The sequence below is a fragment of the Lutibaculum baratangense AMV1 genome, from assembly GCF_000496075.1.
GTDB lineage: Bacteria > Pseudomonadota > Alphaproteobacteria > Rhizobiales > Tepidamorphaceae > Lutibaculum > Lutibaculum baratangense.
In genome coordinates, this window is record NZ_AWXZ01000017.1 from 167,173 (window position 1) to 190,037 (window position 22,865).

The 22,865-nt window shown below is 69.6% G+C and carries 23 protein-coding genes and 1 riboswitch; of the genes, 12 read left to right on the forward strand and 11 right to left on the reverse strand.

Annotated features, from left to right (window positions below; translation table 11 throughout):
- Positions 1-4 precede the first annotated feature (4 nt).
- Both N177_RS06390 and N177_RS20510 read left to right on the forward strand, forming a co-directional pair.
- Complete coding sequence (locus N177_RS06390) at positions 5-1,045, forward strand: L,D-transpeptidase family protein (protein WP_023431453.1); 1,041 nt, start codon at positions 5-7, stop codon at positions 1,043-1,045.
- The gene (locus N177_RS20510) at positions 1,042-1,944 is read left to right on the forward strand and encodes an extensin-like domain-containing protein (RefSeq protein WP_051402266.1); all 903 of its coding nucleotides are present in this window, start codon (positions 1,042-1,044) and stop codon (positions 1,942-1,944) included. Before N177_RS06390 ends, N177_RS20510 begins: the two co-directional genes overlap by 4 nt.
- Here the strand turns inward: N177_RS20510 and N177_RS06400 are convergent, their stop codons facing one another.
- The 5 genes from N177_RS06400 to N177_RS06420 all read right to left on the reverse strand — a co-directional run bounded on the left by N177_RS06400 (position 1,945) and on the right by N177_RS06420 (position 5,961).
- Complete coding sequence (locus N177_RS06400; RefSeq protein WP_023431455.1) at positions 1,945-3,111, reverse strand: MFS transporter; 1,167 nt, start codon at positions 3,109-3,111, stop codon at positions 1,945-1,947.
- Entirely contained in the window at positions 3,108-3,641 is a 534-nt protein-coding gene (locus N177_RS06405) for a TetR/AcrR family transcriptional regulator (protein ID WP_023431456.1), read from the reverse strand. Before N177_RS06405 ends, N177_RS06400 begins: the two co-directional genes overlap by 4 nt.
- 148 nt (positions 3,642-3,789) lie before the next feature.
- Entirely contained in the window at positions 3,790-4,152 is a 363-nt protein-coding gene (locus N177_RS06410; protein WP_023431457.1) for a SpoIIAA family protein, read from the reverse strand.
- 138 nt (positions 4,153-4,290) lie between these two features.
- Complete coding sequence (infA, locus tag N177_RS06415; RefSeq protein WP_023431458.1) at positions 4,291-4,572, reverse strand: translation initiation factor IF-1; 282 nt, start codon at positions 4,570-4,572, stop codon at positions 4,291-4,293.
- Positions 4,573-4,602: 30 nt separating this feature from the next.
- Positions 4,603-5,961, reverse strand: a complete 1,359-nt coding sequence (locus tag N177_RS06420) for a DEAD/DEAH box helicase (protein WP_040485244.1) — start codon at positions 5,959-5,961, stop codon at positions 4,603-4,605.
- Positions 5,962-6,422: 461 nt separating this feature from the next.
- Positions 6,423-6,512: riboswitch (glycine riboswitch) on the forward strand.
- A 346-nt stretch (positions 6,513-6,858) separates the two neighbouring features.
- Between N177_RS06420 and N177_RS06425 the strand changes: the two genes are divergently transcribed.
- Positions 6,859-7,542, forward strand: a complete 684-nt coding sequence (locus N177_RS06425) for a L,D-transpeptidase (RefSeq protein WP_040485245.1) — start codon at positions 6,859-6,861, stop codon at positions 7,540-7,542.
- A gap of 64 nt (positions 7,543-7,606) precedes the next feature.
- Entirely contained in the window at positions 7,607-8,233 is a 627-nt protein-coding gene (locus N177_RS06430) for a trimeric intracellular cation channel family protein (RefSeq protein WP_023431462.1), read from the forward strand.
- A gap of 750 nt (positions 8,234-8,983) precedes the next feature.
- Here the strand turns inward: N177_RS06430 and N177_RS06435 are convergent.
- Together N177_RS06435 and lepA are read right to left on the reverse strand one after the other, a co-directional pair.
- On the reverse strand, positions 8,984-9,277 hold the full coding sequence (locus N177_RS06435; RefSeq protein ID WP_023431463.1) for a GIY-YIG nuclease family protein: 294 nt from the start codon (positions 9,275-9,277) through the stop codon (positions 8,984-8,986).
- Positions 9,278-9,640: 363 nt separating this feature from the next.
- On the reverse strand, positions 9,641-11,440 hold the full coding sequence (gene lepA / locus N177_RS06440) for a translation elongation factor 4 (protein WP_023431464.1): 1,800 nt from the start codon (positions 11,438-11,440) through the stop codon (positions 9,641-9,643).
- Positions 11,441-11,615: 175 nt separating this feature from the next.
- Between lepA and N177_RS06445 the strand changes: the two genes are divergently transcribed.
- Together N177_RS06445 and N177_RS06450 are read left to right on the forward strand one after the other, a co-directional pair.
- Entirely contained in the window at positions 11,616-12,749 is a 1,134-nt protein-coding gene (locus tag N177_RS06445) for a PQQ-dependent sugar dehydrogenase (RefSeq protein ID WP_023431465.1), read from the forward strand.
- 65 nt (positions 12,750-12,814) lie between these two features.
- Positions 12,815-13,213, forward strand: a complete 399-nt coding sequence (locus tag N177_RS06450) for a (R)-mandelonitrile lyase (protein WP_023431466.1) — start codon at positions 12,815-12,817, stop codon at positions 13,211-13,213.
- A 3-nt stretch (positions 13,214-13,216) separates the two neighbouring features.
- Here N177_RS06450 and N177_RS06455 read toward each other — a convergent pair whose 3' ends face one another.
- The 4 genes from N177_RS06455 to N177_RS06470 all read right to left on the reverse strand — a co-directional run bounded on the left by N177_RS06455 (position 13,217) and on the right by N177_RS06470 (position 17,254).
- The gene (locus tag N177_RS06455) at positions 13,217-13,714 is read right to left on the reverse strand and encodes a DUF29 domain-containing protein (protein WP_023431467.1); all 498 of its coding nucleotides are present in this window, start codon (positions 13,712-13,714) and stop codon (positions 13,217-13,219) included.
- 92 nt (positions 13,715-13,806) lie between these two features.
- Complete coding sequence (locus N177_RS06460; protein WP_023431468.1) at positions 13,807-14,679, reverse strand: bifunctional helix-turn-helix transcriptional regulator/GNAT family N-acetyltransferase; 873 nt, start codon at positions 14,677-14,679, stop codon at positions 13,807-13,809.
- A 106-nt stretch (positions 14,680-14,785) separates the two neighbouring features.
- Positions 14,786-16,399, reverse strand: coding sequence for a phosphoenolpyruvate carboxykinase (locus N177_RS06465; protein ID WP_023431469.1), 1,614 nt, complete (start codon positions 16,397-16,399; stop codon positions 14,786-14,788).
- Between the two features lie 120 nt (positions 16,400-16,519).
- Positions 16,520-17,254, reverse strand: coding sequence for a HugZ family pyridoxamine 5'-phosphate oxidase (locus tag N177_RS06470; protein WP_040485246.1), 735 nt, complete (start codon positions 17,252-17,254; stop codon positions 16,520-16,522).
- Positions 17,255-17,418: 164 nt separating this feature from the next.
- Between N177_RS06470 and N177_RS06475 the strand changes: the two genes are divergently transcribed.
- The 6 genes from N177_RS06475 (at position 17,419) to ahcY (ending at position 22,827) form a co-directional block, all read left to right on the forward strand.
- Positions 17,419-18,117, forward strand: coding sequence for a response regulator transcription factor (locus N177_RS06475; protein ID WP_023431471.1), 699 nt, complete (start codon positions 17,419-17,421; stop codon positions 18,115-18,117).
- 10 nt (positions 18,118-18,127) lie between these two features.
- Positions 18,128-19,888 (forward strand): sensor histidine kinase, encoded by a 1,761-nt coding sequence (locus N177_RS06480; protein WP_023431472.1) that lies wholly within the window; start codon positions 18,128-18,130, stop codon positions 19,886-19,888.
- Positions 19,885-20,376, forward strand: coding sequence for an HPr kinase/phosphorylase (locus tag N177_RS06485; RefSeq protein ID WP_023431473.1), 492 nt, complete (start codon positions 19,885-19,887; stop codon positions 20,374-20,376). Before N177_RS06480 ends, N177_RS06485 begins: the two co-directional genes overlap by 4 nt.
- A gap of 211 nt (positions 20,377-20,587) precedes the next feature.
- Positions 20,588-20,992: a PTS sugar transporter subunit IIA gene (locus N177_RS06490; protein WP_023431474.1), complete on the forward strand. Its 405-nt coding sequence runs from the start codon at positions 20,588-20,590 to the stop codon at positions 20,990-20,992.
- Positions 20,993-20,994: 2 nt separating this feature from the next.
- A complete protein-coding gene (locus tag N177_RS06495; protein WP_040485247.1) occupies positions 20,995-21,279 on the forward strand; it encodes an HPr family phosphocarrier protein in 285 nt (94 codons plus the stop codon).
- 153 nt (positions 21,280-21,432) lie between these two features.
- A complete protein-coding gene (ahcY, locus tag N177_RS06500) occupies positions 21,433-22,827 on the forward strand; it encodes an adenosylhomocysteinase (protein WP_023431476.1) in 1,395 nt (464 codons plus the stop codon).
- Positions 22,828-22,865: the final 38 nt, after the last annotated feature.

Consider the following 22,865-nt stretch of genomic DNA (forward strand, 5'->3'; position numbering starts at 1 on the left):
CCAGATGGCACAGCCGACCTCGACAGTTCTGCTCAGGACGTTCACCGCGCTCGCCCTCTGCACCGGGCTCGCGCACGCGCAGGAGTACGACGCGCCGGCGCCCGCCGAGGGACCGGAGACGATTGTCGGGGAGTCGCTGGAGACGCGGCAGACACTCATCGGACTCGTCGCCTATGCCGAGGATCGGGGCCTGCCGGAAGGGCAGAGCCTGATCGGCATGAAGCTTCAGATCCTGCTCGACCGCGCCCACGCCTCGCCGGGGGTCATTGACGGCTATGGCGGCGAGAACACTGCGAAGGCGCTGAGGGTGTTCGAGGAGCTGAACGGATTTCCGGTCGACGGCGTGCTCGACCCCGATACCTGGGAGGCCCTGAGCTCCGATGCATCGCCGACGACGCAGATCTACGAGATCACAGGGGAGGATCTCGAGCATCCGTTCGAGCCGTTACCGGAAGACTATGCCGAGCTCGCCGCGCTCGACAGGCTGGGCTGGGAAAGCCCGACCGAGATGCTCTCCGAGCGCTTCCACATGGATGTCGACCTTCTGAAGGCGCTGAATCCGGGCGCGGCCTTCGACAGGGCGGGCGAGCGGATCCTCGTCGCCGACCCCGCGGGTGCGCCGCCGGCGGACAGGGTGGTGCGGATCGTGGCCGACCGCAGCGCGGCCAAGCTCTCGGCCTTCGACGCCGACGGCAACCTCGTCGTCGCCTACCCCGCGACGATCGGCAGCCGCGACACGCCGAGCCCCTCTGGCACGTTCGAGGTGACGGCGATCGCCCCGGATCCGGTCTATTACTATCGGCCGGACGAGAACTTCCAGCAGGGCGACAACGACGAGCCCCTAGAGCTCCCGCCCGGCCCCAACAACCCCGTCGGGACGAGGTGGATCGACCTCTCGAAGGACACGTACGGCATTCACGGGACGGCCGAGCCCGCCGAGATCGACAAGACGTTCTCGCATGGCTGCGTCAGGCTGACGAACTGGGACGTCGAGGAGCTGGCCGAGCTCGTGGAGGTCGGTGCGACGGTGGAGTTCGTCAAGTGAGGCGGCCGTTCCTCCTGCTCGCGGCGCTGACGCTCGCGGCGCAGGCGCCCCTTCCGCCAGACCCGCCGGATCCGCCCGGGATCGACGAAGAGCAAGCCCTCCCGGCACCGCGAGAGAAGCCAGCCGACGCGGCGGCACAGGGCGAGGAGGCTGTCGTTCCGGCTCCGCCGGAGAGGCCCGCCGAGGCGGATGAGGATAAGGCGGCCACGGAGGCCGGGACCGAAGCCGAGACGGTGCCGACGCCTCCGGCCCCACCAGCGGAACTGGAGGACACCCGGCAGTCGGAGAATGCCGGTGAGGAAAGCGCCGAGGAGCCGAGCACGCGACGGCCGCTGGTCGTGGACACGACGGACCCGGCCGAGGAGACCGCCTGCCGCGCCCGATTGGCGGCGCTCGCCGCGGAATGGGAGGAGGTCGAGACGCTGAAGGAGGGGCGCTGCGGCCTGTCTCGCGGGGTTCGGCTCGCGGAGGCGGCAGGCCTTGAGCTCGTGCCGGCGGCGACGCTGAACTGCCGCACCGCGGAGGCACTGACGTTATGGTTGCGCGACGACGTCATCCCCGCCGCGGAACGCCATCTCGACATGGCGCCGACGGGCGTGATGATCGGCGGGTCGTATGTCTGCCGCGGCCGAAACGGCCGCCGCGGCGCCCGGCTGAGCGAACACGCCTTCGGCAACGCGGCCGATGTCGGGACGCTCGTCTTCGACGAGAAGGCCGTCCAGGTGAAGCTGCGCGCGGACGACGGTAACCCGAAACGGGCCGCGTTCCAGAAGGAGATCCGCGCCGCGGCGTGCGAGCGCTTCACCACCGTTCTCGGCCCCGGCACCGACCTGGCCCACCGAAACCACCTCCATCTCGACCTGCGGCAGCGCAAGAACGGCTACCGCCTGTGCCAGTGATCAGCCGGAGGCCGAAGCGCCGGGAACCGGCGGCGCGAGGCGCTTCGGGCCACGCCGCAGGGGAAGCGCCAGGAGGGCCAGCCCCGCGAAGGCCGGCATGGCAACCGTGGGCCCACCTCCCTGGAGGAGCGCGCCGAAGACCGGTGCACCCACGGTCTGCCCCACCGCGATCATCAGGAAGGCGACACCGAGGCCGCTGGCCGGCCGTTCCGCCATCGCCTCCACCCCCCACAGGAGATAGACGCCCGTCAGCGTGATGTAGGCGATGCCGAAGAGCGCGCCGCCGATCACCGCGATCGGCGGATGGAGCATTCCGGCGCCCACGAGAGCGATCGCGGCGGCCAGTCCCGCCAGCATCGCCCGGTGCACGAGGTCGAGCCCGAACCGCTCGCTGAGGCGTCCCGCCCAGGCTCCGACGAGGCCTGCGACACCGATGACGGTCCAGAAGGCGGCGACCTCCTGCCGCCCCCACGAGGCGCTCGCCAGGAGATCCGCGCCGAAGGTCCAGCCGGCCGTGCTGGCCGCGCCCGTGAGGAAGGACGCGGCGACCAGCGCGCGCATCTCCGGGCGCAGGAACGGTCTCCAGTCGAAGGCGCCCCCGACAGGCCCGGCGCCGGGGCGGGACGGGGTGAAGAGGAAGGACGCGACCGTCGACAGGGCCGCCACGGCGGCGAAGCCCAGATAGGCATCGCGCCATGCCGCGCCGATCAGGATCGCGGCGGGACCTGACAAAGCGATTCCGGCGCCCGCGCCGGCGTTGACGATCGTGTTCGCCGCCGCCCGTCGGGCGCCCGGCACCGCCGTCGAGATCGCCGCGGCGAGCGGCGGGGAGGAGAGGCCGGTGCTGAGGCCCGCGACGAGGACGCAGGCGGCGAGCACACCTGCGTTCGGCGCGAAGGAGATCCCCAGGAGACCCAGGGTGGCCACGCCCCCCGCGGCGACGGCCACGACTCGCGGGCCCAGACGCTCCGTCGCCACGGCAGCGGCGACGATCGCGACGCAGTAGCCGAGAAAGACGCCGCCGCCGATGAAGCCTGAGACGACGCGGCCGAGACCGAGCTCCTGCGACATCTCCGGGAGGAAGAGCCCGTACGCGAAGCGCGCGAGGCCGTAGGTCACTGCGATCAGGGCGAAGCCCGACCAGGTGAGGCGGTAGACGGCGCTCACGACGCCGCCCGTCCCGCGGCGAGGAGAGCGCGCGCGGCCCGTCGCGCCGACTCGACCGCCGCAGCCGCTCCCCGGTAGACGGCGGCCGCCGTGGCGCCCTCGAAAAGGATCTCGATCTCCGCCGCCAGCGCCTCGTCCGGCCGGCCGAGCTCCTGTTCGACGCGGCGGGCGATCTCCCGCGCGAAGGCGTCCTTGTGCTCCCGAACAAGAGCTGCGAACGCCGGATGCCGCGAGCGGTACTCGCCGTGCGCTCGCAGGAACAGGCAGCCATTGGCGCCCTCACGGTCGATCCAGCGCTGCAAGCCCGTGAAGAGACCGTCCACCCCGTCGCCGTCGACAGCCTGCTCGAAGCGCTCCTGGCGCGCCTTCAGGACCGACAGGGCGAGCTCGTCCTTCGAGCCGACATGCTTGTAGAGGGTGCGGCTCGAGACGCCCGCCGCCCTCACGAGGGCGTCCATGCCGGTGCCGTGGAAACCGCCGCCGTCGAAGGCCTTCTCGGCGGCGGCGATGATGTCCGTGCGCGTGCTCATGAGACGACATGTAAAGTGATCGTTTTACATGTCAAGCCGGACGGTGGCGATCCTGCCGAAGGCACGACGAGGAAAGGCCGCGGACCCCGGGCGGGGCGCGGCCCTTCTCAGAAAACCGAATCGGGAGCGCGCGGCGCCTGAACGGGCGTCAGTCGCCGAGCCAGGCCTTCGCGCGGTCGAGCTGGGCGACGGGGAACACCTTCGTCTCGCTCGGCAGCATCGGGCCCATCGTCTGGATCATGCCGGCGATCATCTGGTTGTCGGTGACGACGGCGATACGGTCGAAATCGTTGATGTGGCGGATGCCGAACATCGAATCGTCGAACATCGCGGTGGGATCGTATCCCTCGAACTTCTTCCCCAGCACGAAGAGGAAGCGGACCTTGCCGTGCTCCTCGAGGGCTGCCTCGAGGGCTGGTATCAGCCGCTCCTTGTAGTCGTCGTGGGTGATGTGGCCGGCGGCTTCGAAGCCGACCGTTCCCTCGGGCAGGCCCCAGACTGGCGTGAGCATCGCGTCACCTCTCCTTGCCTTGAAGCGCTCAGGCGCGGAGGAAGGGTGGCGGGCCCGCGGGGGCTTGGCAAGCCCTCGTGGCCGGAGGGGAAGGGGCGGCGGGGCGGGGCGGCAATGCGCCCCGGCCCGGCAGGGCGCTCAGCGGCGCTTGCCGCTGCCGCCACCGCGGCGCTGGCCGCCACCGGCCGGAGCCGGGCCGCCGGTCTTGTGGCGGTAGTTGATGCGGCCGCGATCGAGATCGTAGGGCGACATCTCGACGACCACCCGGTCGCCGACGAGCGTGCGGATGCGGAACTTGCGCATCTTGCCGGCCGTGTAGGCCAGAACCTCGTGGTCGTTGTCGAGCTTCACGCGGAAATTGCCGTCGGGCAGCATCTCCGTGACCGTGCCGTCGAATTCGAGCATCTCTTCCTTCGCCATGGGCGAATTCTCCTTCTACCGTTGACGATTTCAGCTGCGGCCGGCGCGGGGCGCCGCGGCCACGAAGGGAACCTTGGAAATGTCGTGCACCGCCTCGGCCGGCGTGAAGCGCGCGGCGCCGCCGGCGGGCTTGCGACGGCGCGGCCGGCGCTTCTTCGCGGGCGCCTCGGCGCTGCCGCGAGCCCCGGTCGAGCCGCCCTTCGGCGCGCCGCCGGCGGACCTCGCCGGCGCGGCCGCGACCGCCTCGGCGGGCGTTTCGCCCTCGACGGGGATCCGCAGGCCGATCAGCTTCTCGATCGACTTCAGATAGGGCCGCTCCTCGGCGTCGCAGAACGACACCGCACAGCCGTCGGCCCCCGCACGGGCCGTGCGGCCGATGCGGTGGACGTAGCTCTCCGGCTCGTTCGGCAGGTCGTAGTTGAAGACGTGGCTCACGCCCTGCACGTCGATGCCGCGCGCGGCGATGTCGGTCGCGACGAGCGCCCGCAGCGAGCCGTCGCGGAAGGCGCCGAGCACGCGCTCGCGCTGGTTCTGCGACTTGTTGCCGTGGATCGCCTGCGCCTCGACGCCATCCTTCGCGAGCACGCGCACGAGCTTGTCGGCGCCGTGCTTCGTGCGGGTGAAGATGAGCGCCCGGTCGATCGGCTCCTTCTTCAGCATCTGGGCGAGGAGCTTCGTCTTCTCCGCCTTCTGCACGTGCACGACACGCTGCGCGATCCGGTCGGCGGTGCGCGCGACGGGCGTCACGGCGACTTGGACGGGATCCTTCAGGAGCGTGTTCGCGAGATCCGCGATCGGCTTCGGCATGGTCGCGGAGAAGAACAGCGACTGCCTCTCCTTCGGCAGATGCGCCACGATACGGCGGATCTCCGGCAGGAAGCCCATGTCGAGCATGCGGTCGGCCTCGTCGAGGACGAACATCTCGACCCGGTCGATATTGACCGCGTTCTGGGCCATCAGGTCGGCGAGGCGGCCGGGCGTGGCGACGAGCACGTCGACGCCGCGCTGGAGCGCCTTGATCTGGCGGTTGGCCGACACGCCACCCATGACGAGCGCCGTGGTGGGCTTCAGGTGCTTGCCGTAGGTCTCGATGCTCTCGAGGATCTGGGCGGCGAGCTCGCGCGTCGGCGACAGGATGAGGACGCGGCAGCGCCGCGGCACGGGGTGGCGCTTCTCGGCGCCGGCGAAGAGCCGGTGGAGGATCGGCAGCGAGAAGGCGGCGGTCTTGCCGGTGCCCGTCTGGGCGATGCCGATCAGGTCGCGGCCCTCAAGGAGGTGCGGGATCGCCTGCGCCTGGATCGGCGTCGGGGTCTCGTAATTCGCCTCGGTGAGGGCCTTCTGGATGGGCTCGAGGAGCCCGAGTTCGGAAAACAGGGTCAAAGTCTTCATGTCTTTCGGATTGGCGGCGCGAGCGCAAAGGCTTCGCACCGTCGCATGTGCGCCGGATGGAATCCGGGCGCGCGAATGGGTGGTGGACACCCCGCGCGGCCTGGGCTGTCGGTGCGATTGACTGGCGTGACGGGCTGACGCTGGCCTTCGGAAGACGAAGGCGCGTCCGCTACGCGGCCCGTGTGCGGCATCCCCTCGGGGACGCGCACGTTAATGTGCGCCATGGACGGGGATATGGGGTGTGCGGAGCGTGTTGCCAACCGCAAAGCCGCCCGACATCGCCCGGAACCGGCGCTGCTGTGCCCTATAGCAGGGTTGAAGGCGTTTGGAAACAGCGTGTTTCGGCCGGTCTCCCCGCTGGAGGCGACGAGGCCTGTGGCCTTCCCGCCACATCCGCGAGGGCGCGGGTCCGCCCTGCGGAGCGAGCCCACAAACTTGCCGCAAACCCCTCCGATGTAGAGGCCCGACGAACGGGAGAGAGCCGGCATCGCCGGCCGCCGAAGGAGCAACCGCCCCGGAAACTCTCAGGCAACAGGACCGCTTCGTCGACACGACACTCTGAAAAGTGGGGCGCGAGCCTCCGCCGACGGTGTAAGCGGCGCTTCCGGCAGGAGGCCCCGCGAAGCTCTCAGGCCAATGACAGAGGGGGCAGACATGCGCGGCACGCATGCGACGCGAACCTCTGGAGGCCACCCATGCAGCCGATCTGAGAACTGCCCGACCAGCCTCCCCTTCCATGAAGGGAAGGCGGCGCGCGCGGCGCCGGCCTTCTGCCGGCCGTTGCCCGTCCCCTCCACCAGCCGCAGCCGCGGCAGATCCCGAAGTCGACACGGGGCGACGGATCTTCCCTCGCGTGCTCTCGCGAGACCTTCGCCACCCAAGAACGAAGACGACAAGATGACCGAAACCCTCACTCACCCCAGCCGCCGGCTTTTTCTGGGCGGCATAGGCAGCATGCTTGCCCTCTCCGCCGCCGGCTGCGCCACCATGCCGCCGGTCTCGCAGACGCCGCCGGCGCCCCCGGCCCCGACCTTTCCGGCCCACGCGCTGATGATGTATCGCGCGATGCCGGAGGAGGAGTTCCCGGTGCCGGCCGTCGACCTGAGCGAGCTCGACCCGCGCTACTACCGCGAGGTGGTCGACTACCAGACGGACGAGAAGCCCGGCACCGTGATCGTCGACACGCCGAACCGCTACCTCTACCACGTCGAGGAGGGCGGCACGGCGACCCGCTACGGAGTCGGCATCGGCCGGGCGGGTTTCGACTGGTCGGGCCGCGCGCACATCGCCTACAAGCGCGAATGGCCGAAATGGACGCCGCCCGCCGCGATGATCGAGCGCCAGCCGGAGCTCGAGAAGTGGCGCCACGGCCAGCCGCCCGGCATCGAGAACCCGCTCGGCGCGCGCGCGCTCTACATCCATCAGGGCAACCGCGACACGCTCTACCGCATCCACGGCACGGGTGAGGCGTGGTCGATCGGCAGCGCGGTCTCGTCGGGCTGCGTGCGCCTCGTGCACCAGGACGTGATCGACCTCCACGCCCGCGTGCGGCCGGGCTCGACGATCGTCGTGATCGGCTGAGAGAGTGGCGCGGGGGCGGGCCATCGTCCCGCCCGCGCCGTGATCCCCGGAGGACGGACATCCGATGTTCGACACGCTCGCGGCGATGCTCGACTGGTTCGGCATCGTCGTCTTCACCGTCACCGGCGCGCTCGTCGCCTCGCGCAAGCAGATGGACGCGGTGGGCTTCGTGCTTCTCGGCACGGTCACCGGCATCGGCGGCGGCAGCGTGCGCGACATGCTGCTCGGGCGCCTGCCGGTCTTCTGGGTCGCAGAGCCGGCCTATCTCCTGACCTGCGTCTGCGTCGCCTTCGCGGCCTTCTTCCTCGCCCACATCCCGGCGTCGCGCTACCGGGCGCTCCTGTGGCTCGACGCGGTGGGCATGGCGCTCTTCGCGGTCGCCGGCGCCGAGCGGGCGCTCCTGTCGGGCACCGCGCCGAGCGTCGCCGTCGCGATGGGCGTGATCACCGCGACCTTCGGCGGCATGATCCGCGACGTGCTCGGCGGCGAGACGCCGGTCATCCTGCGCCGCGAGATCTACGCCACCGCGGCGCTCGTCGGGGCCGCCCTGTTCGTCCTGCTCTCGCTCGCCGGGGCGTCCCGCGAGGCGGGCCTGACGGCGGGCTTCCTCGCGGCGCTCGCGATCCGCTTCGCCGCGATCCGCTGGGACTGGTCCCTGCCGCGCTACCGCCCCCGGCCGCCGCGCGTCTGAGGAGCGGCGCGCCCACCTCCGGACGCGCGGACGCGCCCCGCGGGCCGGTGGGTCGAGAGACCCGGCCCCGGAGGCATGCTGCAGTCCGGTGCACTCCCCGACGGTCCAGGCGAGCCTGGCTCGAGGGCGTGCGGGACGCCGGGGCTGTCCGGCCCCACGGCCCTGCGTGCGATGATTTTTGACACGCAGGAGTAGTCCAACCGCGAAACCGTCCGATATCCTCGGCGTCCCGCACGCGGTGTTTCTAGGCCTGCTTCGGCGCACCCCCGGAGGCTAGACTCTTGTTATCCTCCGCTGCGACGGGCCGCGATTCGTCCGCCAGGTCCGCGGTGTCCGAAGTCCCCATTTCAGGTGGACCTGGAGCCGTAAGGCAACGCGCAAAGTCCCGTCAGTGACCCATGGCCTTATGGGCCGGGATGGCCGACTTGAGCCGCCTCCAGCGCCGGAACGTCACACCCGGACATCCAAAGGCCACCGCACCCCGCCCCGCGCCTCCCGACGTTCCGGACACGCCCCTCGAAGTGGGACGGAGTAGGGGGATTATACGGGAGGGCGCAGGAGTGTGACCACGATCGCGGGCGGATGGCCGGCAACGTGCTGACGCGGCTTTGGAATTGGCCGGCCGGCGCCGGTACTTGTTCACGCTTCCGTATGCGGTTGCCGGCCCCGGAGCAAGCAGCCCCTGGATCCTGAACTCGGTTCAGGATCCAGGGGCGACACGGGGAGCATCTGCCCTGCGGCCTTGCAGCCTCAGATGAACAACTCCTCCGCGAGGTCCCGCCACTGCGGGTTCGCCTCCTCGATGAGCCGCATCTTCCAGGCGCGCCGCCAGGCCTTCAGCTGCCGCTCGCGGTACAGCGCCTCGTAGACGTCGGAGAACTGCTCGGCATGGACGAGCCGCTTCACGCCATATCGCCGCGTGAAGCCCGGCACGACGCCGGAGCGGTGCTGATCCATCCGGCGGACGAGGTCGCTCGTCATCCCGACATAGAGGGCGCCGTTGCGCTTGTTCGTGAGGATATAGGCCCAGAATTTCTGTTCCATGCGGGCATGGTCGCGTGCAGCCCGCGCGTGATCAAGATGCTGCTGCCGAGCAAGCGGCCCCTGGATCCTGAACCAAGTTCAGGATGACACCGTGCGTGTGGCGGGCGCAGGGGCACACGCCGGCGCTGCTTAGTTCCTCGCTCAGGTGCACAGGCTGCATGGTCGGCGTCCGTGGCACACGGGAAGAGGCTGCGGCATATTCCGTTTCATCCTGAACATGGGTCTCAGGATCCAGGGGCGACACGGGAAGCACCGGCGCGTCCCTTCACGTCAACCCTACCCGCCGGCACTCGCCGGGAACCTAACCGGTGCTCAGGATGCAGGCCTCACAAGCCTGACAGCAAGTCGAGAGCGCGAGCCCCCCTACCCATCCATCTTCAGCGCCGCGATGAACGCCTCCTGCGGGATCTCGACCTTGCCGAACTGGCGCATGCGCTTCTTGCCCTCTTTCTGCTTCTCGAGGAGCTTGCGCTTGCGGGTGGCGTCGCCGCCGTAGCACTTGGCGGTGACGTCCTTGCGCAGGGCCGCGATCGTCTCGCGGGCGACGACGCGGCCGCCGATCGCCGCCTGGATCGGGATCTTGAACATGTGGCGGGGGATCAGGTCCTTCAGCTTCTCGCAGAGAAGCCGGCCGCGCGGCTCGGCCTTCGAGCGGTGGACGAGCATGGCGAGCGCGTCGACCGGCTCGCCGTTGACGAGGACGCTCATCTTCACGAGGTCGCCCGCGCGGTAGCCCGTCATCTGGTAGTCGAAGGAGGCGTAGCCCTTCGAGATCGACTTCAGCCGGTCGTAGAAGTCGAAGACGACCTCGTTCAGCGGCAGGTCGTAGACGACCATGGCGCGGCTGCCGACATAGGAGAGGTCGACCTGCTCGCCGCGCCGCTCCTCGCAGAGCTTCAGGATCGCGCCGAGATAGTCGTCGGGCGTCAGGATCGTCGCGCGGATCCAGGGCTCGGAGATCTCCTCGATATGGTTCGGCTCCGGCATGTCGGCGGGGTTGTGGAGCTCGATCGTCTCGCCCTTCGTGAGCTTGATCTCGTAGACGACCGACGGCGCCGTCGCGATGAGGTCGAGGTCGAACTCGCGGTGGAGGCGCTCCTGGATGATTTCGAGATGCAGGAGCCCCAGGAAGCCGCAGCGGAAGCCGAAGCCGAGCGCGGCCGAGGTCTCCATCTCGAAGGTGAAGCTCGAATCGTTGAGCCTCAGCTTGCCCATCGCCGTGCGCAGATCCTCGAAGTCGGCGGCGTCGATCGGGTAGATGCCGCAGAAGACGACGGGGATCGAGGGGCGGAAGCCCGGCAGCGCCTCGGCCGTCTGGCGCTTCTCCTCGGTGATCGTGTCGCCCACGTTCGTCTCCGCGACCTCCTTGATCGAGGCCGTGAGGAAGCCGAGCTCGCCCGGCCCGAGCTCGCCCCAGTCGACGAGCTTCGGCGTGAAGATGCCGACCTTGTCGACGTCGTAGGTCGCCTTCGCCTTCATCATGCGGATCTTCATGCCCTTCTTCAGGACACCGTCGATGACGCGCACGAGGACGACGACGCCGAGATAGGGGTCGTACCAGCTATCGACGAGGAGGGCCTTCAGCGGCGCGGCGCGGTCGCCCTGCGGCGGCGGCAGGCGCTTGACGATCGCCTCGAGCACGTCGGCGACGCCCATGCCGGTCTTCGCCGAGATCTCGATCGCGTCGGAGGCGTCGAGGCCGATCACGTCCTCGATCTGGGCCTTCACGCGCGGGACGTCGGCGGCCGGCAGGTCGACCTTGTTGAGCACGGGGACGAGCTCGTGGTCGACGGCGATCGCCTGGTAGACGTTGGCGAGCGTCTGCGCCTCGACGCCCTGGCTCGCGTCGACGACGAGAAGCGAGCCCTCGCAGGCCGCCAGCGACCGGTTGACCTCGTAGGAGAAGTCGACGTGGCCCGGCGTGTCGATGAGGTTGAGGACGTATTTCTCGCCGTCGGCGGCCGTGTAGTTCAGCCGCACGGTCTGCGCCTTGATGGTGATGCCGCGCTCGCGCTCGATGTCCATCGAATCGAGCACCTGCTCCTTCATCTCGCGCTCCGTCAGGCCTTCGCACAGCTGGATGAGACGATCGGCCAGCGTCGACTTGCCGTGGTCGATATGCGCGATGATCGCGAAGTTTCTGATATGGGCGAGATCTGTCATGGGTCAGGCAATTAACACCGGGCGGAACGGGCGCCAAGCGGGATCGTACGGGGCGCGCCGGGTGGCGAAACGCCCCACCGGGCGGGGGCCTTGCGGCCGGCCCGTCCGGGAGGTAGAGCCGCCAGCGGGGCGCGGGCGCCGGAAGGCTCCCGCCGCGGGCTATATAGAGGACGCCTTGGCTCACTTCATCACCCCGGCCGCCATCGGCCTTCTCCTGGGGCTTCTCGTCCCGCTTCCCGCCGCCGATGCCGCCGCCGCGGAGGGGCCGGCGCGGGAGGCGCCCGCCGCCGCCATCGCCGCCGGGGCGGTCGAGAGGGTCGCGGGGCCGTTCGACTTTCCCTGGTCGATCGCCTTCCTGCCGGAGGGCGGGATGCTGGTCGGCACGCGGCCCGGCCGGCTGTGGCGGGTCTCGGCCGACGGGGAGCGACGCGAGATCGCCGGCGTGCCCGAGGTCTTGACCGGGAACCATGCCGGGCTCCTCGACGTGATGGTGACGCGCGACTTCGCCAGGAGCGGCACGGTCTATCTCGCCCATGTGCGCGGCGAGGAGCCGGCGAACACGGTGATCCTGTCGCGGGCGCGGCTTCAGGGCGACGAGCTCATCGACCGCGAGGAGATCTTCGTCGCGGAGCCGATGGCCGACGGGCTCGACGAGTTCGGCGGGCGGCTCGCGGAAGGGGCCGACGGCCACGTCTTCCTGAGCCTCGGCTTCAAGTTCGACCCCGAGCGCAGCCAGGACCTCGGCCAGCACTGGGGCAAGATCCTGCGGCTCGATCCCGACGGCGAGGCTCCCTTCGACAACCCCTTCGCGCACGTGCCGGGCGCCAGGCGCGAGATCTGGAGCTTCGGGCACCGGAACCCGCAGGGCCTCGCCTTCCACCCCGTCACCGGCGAGCTCTGGTCGCACGAGCACGGGCCGCAGGGCGGCGACGAGGTGAATCGGATCGAGCCCGGCCGCAACTATGGCTGGCCGGTCGTCACCCACGGCATCAACTATGACGGCACGCCCGTCGGCATCGGGGTGCAGGCGCCGGGCATGGCGGACCCGCTGCACGTGTGGACGCCGTCGATTGCGCCCTCGGGCCTCGCGATCGACGCGGAGGGCACGTTCTGGGCCGGCGCCCTCGCCGGCATGACGCTCGTGCGGCTCGAGCCGGACGGAGAGGGCGGCTTCGCGGAGACGCGGATGCTCGAGGGGGAGTTCGGCCGCATCCGCGACGTGCGGCGGGGGCCCGACGGGGACCTGTGGTTCGTCACCGACGACCCGGAGGGCCATCTCTACCGGGTGCCGAAGGCGGCGATGGAGTAGGGTCGTGCGCCCTCCGAGCGTCGCGGAGGGGGCACGAGGCGACGAGGCAACAAGAGGAGAGCGGCATGGAGATCACGCGGGCGGACGAGCGGAAGGCCGGGCCGGGGCCGGCCGAGTGGTTCACGGGCGAGGTCAGGTTCGAGCGGCTCTTCGCCTGCGAGGCGCCGGCGCGGGCGGCGGGCGCGAAGGTGACGTTCGAGCCGGGGGCCCGCACGGCGTGGCACACGCATCCGCTCGGCCAGACGCTCTACGTCACCGAGGGGCGGGGCCTCGTCCAGCGCGAGGGCGGGCCGGTCGAGGAGATCCACCCCGGCGACGTCGTCTGGTTCGCGCCGGGCGAGAAGCACTGGCACGGCGCGGGACCGGACGCCACGATGACCCACATCGCCGTGCAGGAGGCGCTCGACGGCAAGACGGTCGACTGGATGGAGCACGTCAGCGACGAGGAATACGCCGGACGCTGAGGGTCAGGTTCGAGCTTGGCGGGTCGGGCCGGACGGGAGCCTGCCCGCCGCGGCTCGAGGATCGAACTCAACTTCCAGGAGCTCATCGAGCGTGAAGGGGCAGGCCTCGGGCAGTCCCGTCACGACAATCCCCCGGTCCTCCAGGGACCGGCGCGCTCCATTGCAGGCAAGCCTCCAGATCGTGGGGAGATCGATCCGCTTCCGGATGCCGGGCGAGCAGGCGAGAACCGCATCCCCCTGGAAGGCCAGCACCTCGTCGAGCCAGTGCGCGGCAGCCTCCGCATCGGGCTCGGCGGCCAGCTTGATCAGGTGAACGAGGACCTGGCGCAGGAGCGAGGAGGTCTCGCGGATCTCGGAACGCCCCAAATCCGCCACCTCCTCCGCCAGCCGCTCCGTGTCGAGCCCGATCGTGCCGCCGGGAATGCCGCGAAGGATGCGCGACTGACGCTCCGTCCACGCGACGAAGTCGCCGTCCTGCTCGTCGAGATGCGCTGCGTCCATGGCATCCACTCACTCTGCCGCCCCCGGCCGATGAGATGATATCACGGACGCGGGCGGCGGTTCAGGGGGGCGTCCGCGCGCGGCGACGCGGTCTAGAGGCGCTTCTCGAAGAACAGGTCGGGATAGGGATCGTCGTTGAAGCGCTCGATCTCGCTCCAGCCGGTCGCACGGTAGAGCGCGAGCGCCTCGACGAGCGCGCTGTTGGAGTCGAGGCGGAGCACCTCGACGGCGAGATCGCGCGCGGCCGCCTCGGCCGCCTCCATCAGACGCCGGCCAAGCCTCAAGCCGCGCGCGGCGGGCGACACCCACAGGCGCTTGATCTCCGCCGCGGTCCCGCCCGTGCCCTTGAGGCCGACGCAGCCGATCGGGATGCCGTCGGAGGTCGCGATCAGGAAGGCGCCGCGCGGCCGGCGCATGTCGGCGGCGTCGGGATCGCGCGACAGGGCGACGTCGAAGCCCCTTTCGAAGCGGCGGCCGAGCTCGGCGTAATACTCGCCGAGGCAGTGGCGCGCCTCCGGACAGGCGGGGTCCGCCTCGACGACCGAGACGCGGTCGCGGCCGAGCGCGGAGGCCACGAGATCCATCGCCGCGAGCAGCGCGTCGGGCTTCGGATGGCGGGCGAGAAGCGCCTGGGCGCGGGCGTTCGAAAGGGCTTCGTAGGCTTCGAACTCGCGTTCGCCGGCCGGCGTGAGCCGCGCCACGCGTCGGCGTGCGTCGGCCGCGTGCGGCACCGTCTCGACCAGGCCCTCCTCCTCGAGAGAGCGCAGGAAGCGGCTCATGAGACCGGAATCGAGGCCGAGATAGTCGCGGATATCGGCGACATCGGCACGCCCGTGGCCGATCGCGTTCAGGACACGGGCGACACCCAGCGGGCGGCCGCGGCCGAGAAATCCGGTGTCGAGCGCGCCGACCTCGGAGGTGACGGCACGGTTGAAGCGGCGGATGCGGGAGACGGGATCGAGCATTAGCTGACTTTAGTCAGATACCTTCGCCGGTCAAGCGGCCGCACAACGAGTAGGGCCGGCGACTTTCGCCGCCGGCCCGAAGCACAAAACCGGTCGGACCGAGCGCCTACTCCGCCGCGTCCTTCAGGACGGGCGCGGCCCTGAGCACCGTCTGGTCGACATGGTCGGCGAATTTCGCGAAGTTGTCGCGGAACATCGAGGCGAGCCGCTGTGCCTGGCTGTCATAGGCGGCGGGATCCTTCCAGGTCGAGCGCGGATCGAGGATCCTCGTGTCGACGCCCGGCACGTCGGTCGGCACCTCGAAGCCGAAGACGGGATCCCTGCGCATCGGGGCATCGTTCAGCGAGCCGTCCAGCGCCGCCTTGAGGAGGGCCCGCGTGACCTTGATCGGCATGCGGTGGCCGTGGCCGAAGGCGCCGCCCGTCCAGCCCGTGTTGACGAGCCAGCACTTCGTGCCGTGCTGCCTGATCTTGGCGCGCAGGAGGTTGCCGTAGACGCTGGGGTGGCGCGGCATGAAGGGCGCGCCGAAGCAGGTGGAGAAGGTCGCCTCGGGCTCGGTCACCCCCTTCTCGGTGCCGGCGACCTTCGCGGTGTAGCCCGACAGGAAGTGGTACATCGCCTGGCCCTCGTCGAGCCTCGCGATCGGCGGCAGCACGCCGAACGCGTCGGCGGCGAGCATGATGATGTTCTTCGGGTGGCCGGCGAGCCCGCGCGGATCGGCGTTCGGGATGTAGTCGATCGGGTAGGCGCAGCGGGCGTTCTCGGTCAGGCTGCCGTCGTCGAAGTCGGGCACGCGGGTCACGGGGTCGAGGACGACGTTCTCGAACACCGTCGCGAACTTCTCCGTCGTGCCGTAGATCTCGGGCTCGGCCTCGCGCGACAGGCGGATCGTCTTGGCGTAGCAGCCGCCCTCGAAGTTGAAGACGCCCTCGTCGTTCCAGCCGTGCTCGTCGTCGCCGAGGAGGGTGCGCTCCGGATCGGCCGAGAGCGTCGTCTTGCCGGTGCCGGAGAGGCCGAAGAAGAGCGCGACGTCGCCGGCCTCGCCGACATTCGCCGAGCAGTGCATGGGCATGACGCCCTGCGGCGGCAGGAGGTAGTTCAACGTTCCGAAGACCGACTTCTTCATCTCGCCGGCATAGGAGGTCGAGGCGACGAGCACCTCCTTCGTCTTCAGGTTGACGGCGATCACCGTCTCGCTGCGGCAGCCATATTTCTTCGGGTCGGCGCGGAAACTCGGCAGGTCGAGGATCGTCATCTCGGGCACGAAGCTCGAGAGCTCCCCGAACTCCGGCCGGCGCAGCATGTAGCGGATGAAGAGCGCGTGCCAGGCGTACTCGGCGAAGACGCGGACATTGATGCGCGACTGCGCGGCCGCGCCGCCGTAGAGGTCCTGCGCGTAGAGCCGCATGCCCCGGGCATGCTCGAGCATGTCGGCCTTGAGCGCGGCGAAGGCCTCGGGCGTCATCGCCTGGTTGTTGTCCCACCAGATCTCGTTTTCGGTGAACCCGTCGCGGACGATGTACTTGTCCTTTGCCGAGCGCCCGGTATGCGCGCCGGTTATGGCGGCGAGGCAGCCATGGGCGGTCACCTCGGCCTCGCCGTCGGCGACCGACGCCTCGAAGAGCTTCGCCTGCTCCCAGTTCCAGCGTACCTCGGACAGGTCCTTCAGACCGAACTCGTCCGTGCCGTGCGCTGGATTGCGCGTTCCTTCTTCCTTCACAGCCTTTGTCCTTGTTGCTTGTGCTCTTATGGGGCGCCTGCCGTCACCCGGCGCGCCGCTCCCGGGGGCGCGCATCAACCTAGGGTAGGAGGACGAAGGGGAGCAACAGTCACTTCGTATTCACTCGTGTGCACGCGCATCTTTCGCGAGCTGGACCAGCACCGGGCGCAGATCGGCCGGCCGCGTCAGCGGCTCTTCGAAGTCGAGCCGCGCCGAGCGTACGCCGCAGACGAGGTCGAGGCCGAGCGCGTCGAGCCCGGAGAGCCGCCACGGACCAGGCTCCTCGCCCAGGAGACGCGTCGCGTAGAGCTCCAGCGCGTCGAGATGGTCCTCGTTCATGTGCGCGACCGCCCCCGCCTCCGTCGCCTGAAGGTCGGCGCAGCCGTCGGGGACGAGGAACTCCCCGGCGGGAACGGCGTGGATGCGCCCGAAGCCCGCGACGAGGTGGGCGCTGTCGCAGGCGAGGCGATAGAAGCCGAAGTCGGCGAAGCCGGCATAGGCTTCCGCCTCGGGATGGCGGGCAAGGAACCTTGCGCGCGCCAACGCCTTGTCCTCGGCAGGCACGATGCGGCCGGTGACCGTGACGCGGGCACCGGCCAGGGGATCGCCGCCCTCGCCGCCGGGCGCCACGAGGAGAAGGCTCGCCCGCGGGTCGGCCTCGAGGTTCCGAGTGTGCACGGCGAGGCCCGAGAGGAGGAGAACCGGCTCGCCGGCAGGCAGTGTCGCGACTGTGACGAGCGACGCGAAGGGATGCCCGTCCGGGCCCAGCGTGGCCAGCCCGCCGGTGCGGGCGAGCCGCATCACCCGCCGTATCGGCGGCACCGGATCGTAGAGCTCGTCCTTCGCGGCGTCCATCGCGTTCACCTCCAATGACTTGACTGATGCACCAATGACACGGCACACCTCATATCCTATGGTGGTCGACCGTTTCCAGCGAACGCGGGGGACGGCCGCCACATTCCTGCTCGGACCTGCCGCTAGAGCCGGGACCGGCCAGACGCCAGAGAACGAACGGACCTATGCCCACGATCGCCCTCGTCGACGACGACCGCAATATCCTGACCTCGGTCTCGATGCTTCTGGAGTCCGAAGGATACCGGATCCAGACCTACACCGACGGCGCCTCCGCGCTCGACGGGCTGGCCGAGACGCCCCCGGATCTTGCGATTCTCGACATCAAGATGCCGCGCATGGACGGCATGGAGCTGCTTCGCCGCCTGCGCCAGCGCACGGAGATGCCGGTCATCTTCCTGACCTCCAAGGACGAGGAGATTGACGAGCTGTTCGGCCTGAAGATGGGCGCCGACGACTTCATCCGGAAGCCGTTCTCGCAGCGCCTTCTCGTGGAGCGCGTGAAGGCCGTCCTGAGGCGGGCGGCGGCGCGCGATCCGGCCGCCGGCAAGGTCGATTCGACGCGGGTGCTCGAGCGCGGCAGCCTCGTCATGGACCCCGAGCGCCATACCTGCACCTGGAACGGCGAGAACGTCGTCCTGACGGTGACGGAGTTCCTGATCCTGCATGCGCTGGCGCAGCGACCGGGCGTCGTGAAGAGCCGCAACGCGCTCATGGACGCGGCCTATGACGACCAGGTCTACGTGGACGACCGCACGATCGACAGCCACATCAAGCGGTTGCGCAAGAAGTTCAAGGCCGTCGACCCGTCATTCGACATGATCGAGACGCTCTACGGGGTCGGATACCGCTTCAAGGAAGGCTGAGCGCCGGCCGATGGCGAGCCAAGCCGACGACGAGGAAGGCGTCGCCGCGCCGCGCCCCTGGCTCGGCCGGATGAGAGCGCTCGGCCGCTTCGTCGCCGACAACGTCTTCTCGAGCCTCACGCGGCGCATCGCCATCATCAACCTCGCGGGGCTCGTCGCGATGGTGTCGGCGATCCTCTACCTCAACCAGTTTCGCGAGGGGCTGACCGACGCGCGCGTGGAAAGCCTGCTGACGCAGGGCGAGATCATCGCCAACGCGCTCGCGCAGGCCGCGACCGCACGGGAATCGAGCCCGCGGCAGGTCGATCCGGAGACGTTCCTCGACCCGGACTCCCGCCACAGCTTCAGCGCGAGCGGCGAGCAGCTGGGGGCGCTCGAGTTTCCTCTCAATCCCGAGGAGATCGCCCGCATCCTGCGGCGGCTCATCCAGCCGACGAGGACGCGCGCGCGGATCTACGACCGCGAGGGCTCGCTGCTCCTCGATTCCCGCTACATCCTGTCGCGGGGGCAGATCCTGTCCTACGAGCTGCCGCCGCCGAACGCGGAGGGGCCGGGCTTCTTCACGCAGACCTGGGACGGGGTGCAGAAATGGCTGCGGCGGGGCGATCTGCCGAGCTACCGCGAGCTCGGGCCGCAGGAAGGCCGCGGCTATTCCGAGGTCGACGCCGCGCTGAACGGCTCGCCGGCGAGCCTCGTGAGGGTGAACGAGCGGGGCGAGATGATCGTCTCGGTCGCCGTGCCGATCCAGCGCTTCCGGGTGGTGCTCGGCGCGCTTCTCCTGTCGACGCAGGGCGGCGACATCGACGCCATCGTGCGGGCGGAGCGCATGGGCATCCTGCGCATCTTCCTCGTCGCCGCGGCGGTGACGGTCATCCTGTCGATCCTCCTCGCCGGCACGATCGCCGGGCCCGTCCACCGGCTCGCGGCGGCGGCGGAGCGGGTGCGCTACGGGCGGCGCGCGCGGGCGGAGATCCCTGACTTCACCGACCGGCACGACGAGATCGGCCACCTGTCGCGCACGCTGCGGGAAATGACGCGGGCGCTCTACGCCCGCATCGACGCGATCGAGACCTTCGCGGCCGACGTGGCGCACGAGCTGAAGAACCCGCTGACCTCGCTCCGGAGCGCGATCGACACTCTGCCCCTCGTCAAGAAGCCCGAGGACCGCGAGCGGCTCCTCGCGATCATCCAGCACGACCTGCAGCGCATCGACCGGCTGATCAGCGACATCTCCGACGCCTCGCGCCTCGACGCGGAGCTCGCGCGCTCGGACGCGGAGCCCGTGGAGATGCGCACGATCCTCGAGGCGGTCGTCGCGATGGCGAACGACCTGCGGCCGGCCGGCGCGGCGAAGGTGGTGCTGCAGGTCGCCGACAGCGACGACGAGACCGCCTACTACGTGAACGGGCACGACACGCGGCTCGGGCAGGTGATCAACAACCTGATCGACAACGCCCGCTCCTTTTCGCCGGAAGGCGGCGAGGTCCGGGTGAAGGCACGCCGGTTGCGCAACGCCGTGGAGATCGCGGTGGAGGACGAGGGGCCCGGCATCCCGCCCGACAACCTCACGCGCATCTTCGAGCGCTTCTACACCGATCGCGGCGAGCGCGAGACCTTCGGCAGCCATTCCGGCCTCGGCCTGTCGATCTCGAAGCAGATCGTCGAGGCCCACCAGGGCAGGATCTACGCCGAGAACCGGATGTCGAAGGACCCGGTGCCGAAGGTCGAGGGTGCGCGCTTCGTCGTGCGCCTGCCGGCGATCACGCCGTGAAGACGCCGCTGATCGCCGGCACGGCCGTCCTCATCGGCGCGGGCGGCGTTCTCCTGCGCGGCCCATCGGGCTGCGGCAAGTCGAGCCTCGCCTTGTCGCTGATCGGCCGCGGCAGCGAAGATCTGCCGGTGCGGCTCGTCGCAGACGACGCCGCCGAGGCGGTGGGCGAGGACGGCGTCGTGGTCCTTCGGCCGCCGCGGGCGACGCGGGGGCTGATCGAGATCCGCGGCGCGGGCGTGAGGCGCATCCCGTTCGCGGAGGCCGCCCCGCTCGCGCTCGTGGTGGACCTCTCGCCGGACCCGGAGAGGCTGCCGGAACCGGCAACCTGCAGGACCCCGGTCTGCGGCGTCGACGTGCCGCGCGTGACGCTCGATCCGCGCAATCCGGCCAATGCCGACATCGTGATCGCGATCATGACCGCGCTCTGCGAGGGCGCGACGCTGCCGTTCGAAGACGGCCCCGCGCCGCCGCCGACAGGCGCCCAGTGATCGGATTGTCGCACCGCCCGGCGCGGGACGCATGACGCTACGGCATTTGCCTTCCGTTCACGAGTTCGGCGCCTTACGTATCTGTCACTTGAATCATTCGAACAACACAGGTCAAATTGCGCCGCTCAATAATGTGCCCCGATTCAACAAAGAGCAGCGGAAGCGGCATGAGCGACGTGAAGGCCCGCCGCTCGGAGCCGACGCCCCTCACATGATCGGTCTTGTTCTCGTAACCCACGGCCGTCTCGCGGCGGAGTTCCGCGCCGCGCTCGAGCATGTCGTGGGCGTCCAGGAGGCCTTCGCCACCGTCTCGATCGGGCCCGACGACGACATGGAGCAGCGCCGCGAGGAGATCGTCCAGGCGATCGACGAGGTCGACCGCGGCGACGGCGTGATCGTCCTGACCGACATGTTCGGCGGCACGCCTTCGAACCTCGCGATCTCGGTGATGCAGTCGGCGCGGGTCGAGGTGGTGGCGGGCGTGAACCTGCCCATGCTGATCAAGCTCGCCAGCGTGCGCACGAACTCCGACCTCGCCGCCGCGGCGATCACCGCCCGCGACGCCGGCCGCAAGTACATTTCCGTCGCGAGCGAAGTCCTCACCGGCAGCGCCTGAGAATGAACGAAACGAGCGACCCCGTGGTGCGGACCGTCTGCATCATGAACCGGCGCGGCCTGCACGCGCGCGCCTCCGCGAAGTTCGTGAAGTGCGCCACGGCCTACCCCGCCACCGTCACCGTCACCCGCGATTCCCAGACGGTCGGCGGCACCTCGATCATGGGCCTCCTGGCGCTCGGCGCCGGCCCCGGCTCGCAGATAGAGATCGCCGCCTGGGGCGAGGGGCGCGAAGAGGCGCTCGCCGCCCTCGTGGAGCTCGTCGAGGGTCGCTTCGGCGAGGAATAGCCGCCGGCCAGGCCGTGCCGCCCCTACCTCCCATGCCGCATTGAGCAGCCGCGCCGCGCCTGATATAGAGCTGCGCTGTCGCTGCGATATTGCGATATAAAGATATCATCATATGGGCGGGCGCCCTCAGACCGACTCACCGACGAGGACACGATGACCACCGATTGCAAAGTCAAGGACCTGTCGCTGGCCGACTGGGGCCGCAAGGAGCTCGAGATCGCCGAGACCGAGATGCCGGGCCTCATGGCGACGCGCGAGGAATACGGGCCCTCGCAGCCGCTGAAGGGCGCGCGCATCGCCGGCTGCCTGCACATGACGATCCAGACCGGCGTGCTGATCGAGACGCTGAAGGCGCTGGGCGCCGACGTGCGCTGGGCGTCGTGCAACATCTTCTCGACCCAGGACCACGCCGCCGCCGCGATCGCCGCCGCCGGCACGCCGGTCTTCGCCGTGAAGGGCGAGACGCTCGAGGAATACTGGGAATATGTCGACCGGATCTTCGACTGGCCGAACGGCGAGACGGCCAACATGATCCTCGACGACGGCGGCGACGCGACGATGTACATCCTGCTCGGCGCGAAGGTCGAGGCCGACGCCTCGAAGATGCCGACCCCCTCGAACGACGAGGAGGAGGCGCTCGTGAAGGTGATGAAGCGGCGCCTTCAGTCCTCGCCCGGCTGGTTCGCGAAGGTGCGCGACGCGATCCGGGGCGTCTCCGAGGAGACGACGACGGGCGTGCTGCGCCTCTACGAGATGCAGAAGAAGGGCGAGCTGCCCTTCCCGGCGATCAACGTGAACGACAGCGTCACGAAGTCGAAGTTCGACAACAAGTACGGCTGCCGCGAATCGCTCGTCGACGGCATCCGCCGCGCGACCGACGTCATGATGGCGGGCAAGGTCGCCGTCGTGGCGGGCTACGGCGACGTCGGCAAGGGCTCGGCCCAGAGCCTGCGCGGCGCCGGCGCCCGCGTCGTCGTCACGGAGATCGACCCGATCTGCGCCCTGCAGGCTGCGATGGACGGCTTTGCCGTCACCACGATGGAGGACGCCGCGCCGTCGGCCGACATCTTCGTCACGGCCACCGGCAACAAGGACGTCCTCACCGTCGACCACATGCGGGCGATGAAGGACATGGCGATCGTCTGCAACATCGGCCACTTCGACAACGAGATCCAGGTCGCGGGCCTGAAGAACTTCAAGTGGACGAACGTCAAGCCGCAGGTCGACATGATCGAGTTCCCCGACGGCAAGCGGATGATCCTGCTGTCGGAAGGCCGCCTCGTGAATCTCGGCAACGCGACCGGCCATCCGAGCTTCGTCATGTCCGCCTCGTTCACGAACCAGACGCTCGCCCAGATCGAGCTGTGGCAGAACAACGGCCAGTACGAGAACAAGGTCTACGTGCTGCCGAAGCGCCTGGACGAGAAGGTGGCGGCGCTCCATCTGGAGAAGCTGGGCGTGAAGCTGACGGAGCTTTCGCCCGAGCAGGCCGCCTATATCGGCGTGACGCAGGACGGTCCGTTCAAGACCGAGCAGTACCGCTACTGATCTCGCGGGGCGGGCGCACGATCTGGTTGGTCTGCCCG

Bases quoted from the DNA above. Each gene is read 5' to 3' on its own strand.
- N177_RS06390 (WP_023431453.1), top strand. From the start codon at position 5: ATGGCACAGCCGACCTCGACAGTTCTGCTCAGGACGTTCACCGCGCTC.
- N177_RS06405 (WP_023431456.1), bottom strand. From the start codon at position 3,641: ATGAGCACGCGCACGGACATCATCGCCGCCGCCGAGAAGGCCTTCGAC.
- N177_RS06410 (WP_023431457.1), bottom strand. From the start codon at position 4,152: ATGCTCACGCCAGTCTGGGGCCTGCCCGAGGGAACGGTCGGCTTCGAA.
- infA (WP_023431458.1), bottom strand. From the start codon at position 4,572: ATGGCGAAGGAAGAGATGCTCGAATTCGACGGCACGGTCACGGAGATG.
- N177_RS06420 (WP_040485244.1), bottom strand. From the start codon at position 5,961: ATGAAGACTTTGACCCTGTTTTCCGAACTCGGGCTCCTCGAGCCCATC.
- N177_RS06425 (WP_040485245.1), top strand. From the start codon at position 6,859: ATGACCGAAACCCTCACTCACCCCAGCCGCCGGCTTTTTCTGGGCGGC.
- N177_RS06430 (WP_023431462.1), top strand. From the start codon at position 7,607: ATGTTCGACACGCTCGCGGCGATGCTCGACTGGTTCGGCATCGTCGTC.
- N177_RS06435 (WP_023431463.1), bottom strand. From the start codon at position 9,277: ATGGAACAGAAATTCTGGGCCTATATCCTCACGAACAAGCGCAACGGC.
- lepA (WP_023431464.1), bottom strand. From the start codon at position 11,440: ATGACAGATCTCGCCCATATCAGAAACTTCGCGATCATCGCGCATATC.
- N177_RS06450 (WP_023431466.1), top strand. From the start codon at position 12,815: ATGGAGATCACGCGGGCGGACGAGCGGAAGGCCGGGCCGGGGCCGGCC.
- N177_RS06455 (WP_023431467.1), bottom strand. From the start codon at position 13,714: ATGGACGCAGCGCATCTCGACGAGCAGGACGGCGACTTCGTCGCGTGG.
- N177_RS06460 (WP_023431468.1), bottom strand. From the start codon at position 14,679: ATGCTCGATCCCGTCTCCCGCATCCGCCGCTTCAACCGTGCCGTCACC.
- N177_RS06470 (WP_040485246.1), bottom strand. From the start codon at position 17,254: ATGGACGCCGCGAAGGACGAGCTCTACGATCCGGTGCCGCCGATACGG.
- N177_RS06475 (WP_023431471.1), top strand. From the start codon at position 17,419: ATGCCCACGATCGCCCTCGTCGACGACGACCGCAATATCCTGACCTCG.
- N177_RS06480 (WP_023431472.1), top strand. From the start codon at position 18,128: ATGGCGAGCCAAGCCGACGACGAGGAAGGCGTCGCCGCGCCGCGCCCC.
- N177_RS06490 (WP_023431474.1), top strand. From the start codon at position 20,588: ATGATCGGTCTTGTTCTCGTAACCCACGGCCGTCTCGCGGCGGAGTTC.
- N177_RS06495 (WP_040485247.1), top strand. From the start codon at position 20,995: ATGAACGAAACGAGCGACCCCGTGGTGCGGACCGTCTGCATCATGAAC.
- ahcY (WP_023431476.1), top strand. From the start codon at position 21,433: ATGACCACCGATTGCAAAGTCAAGGACCTGTCGCTGGCCGACTGGGGC.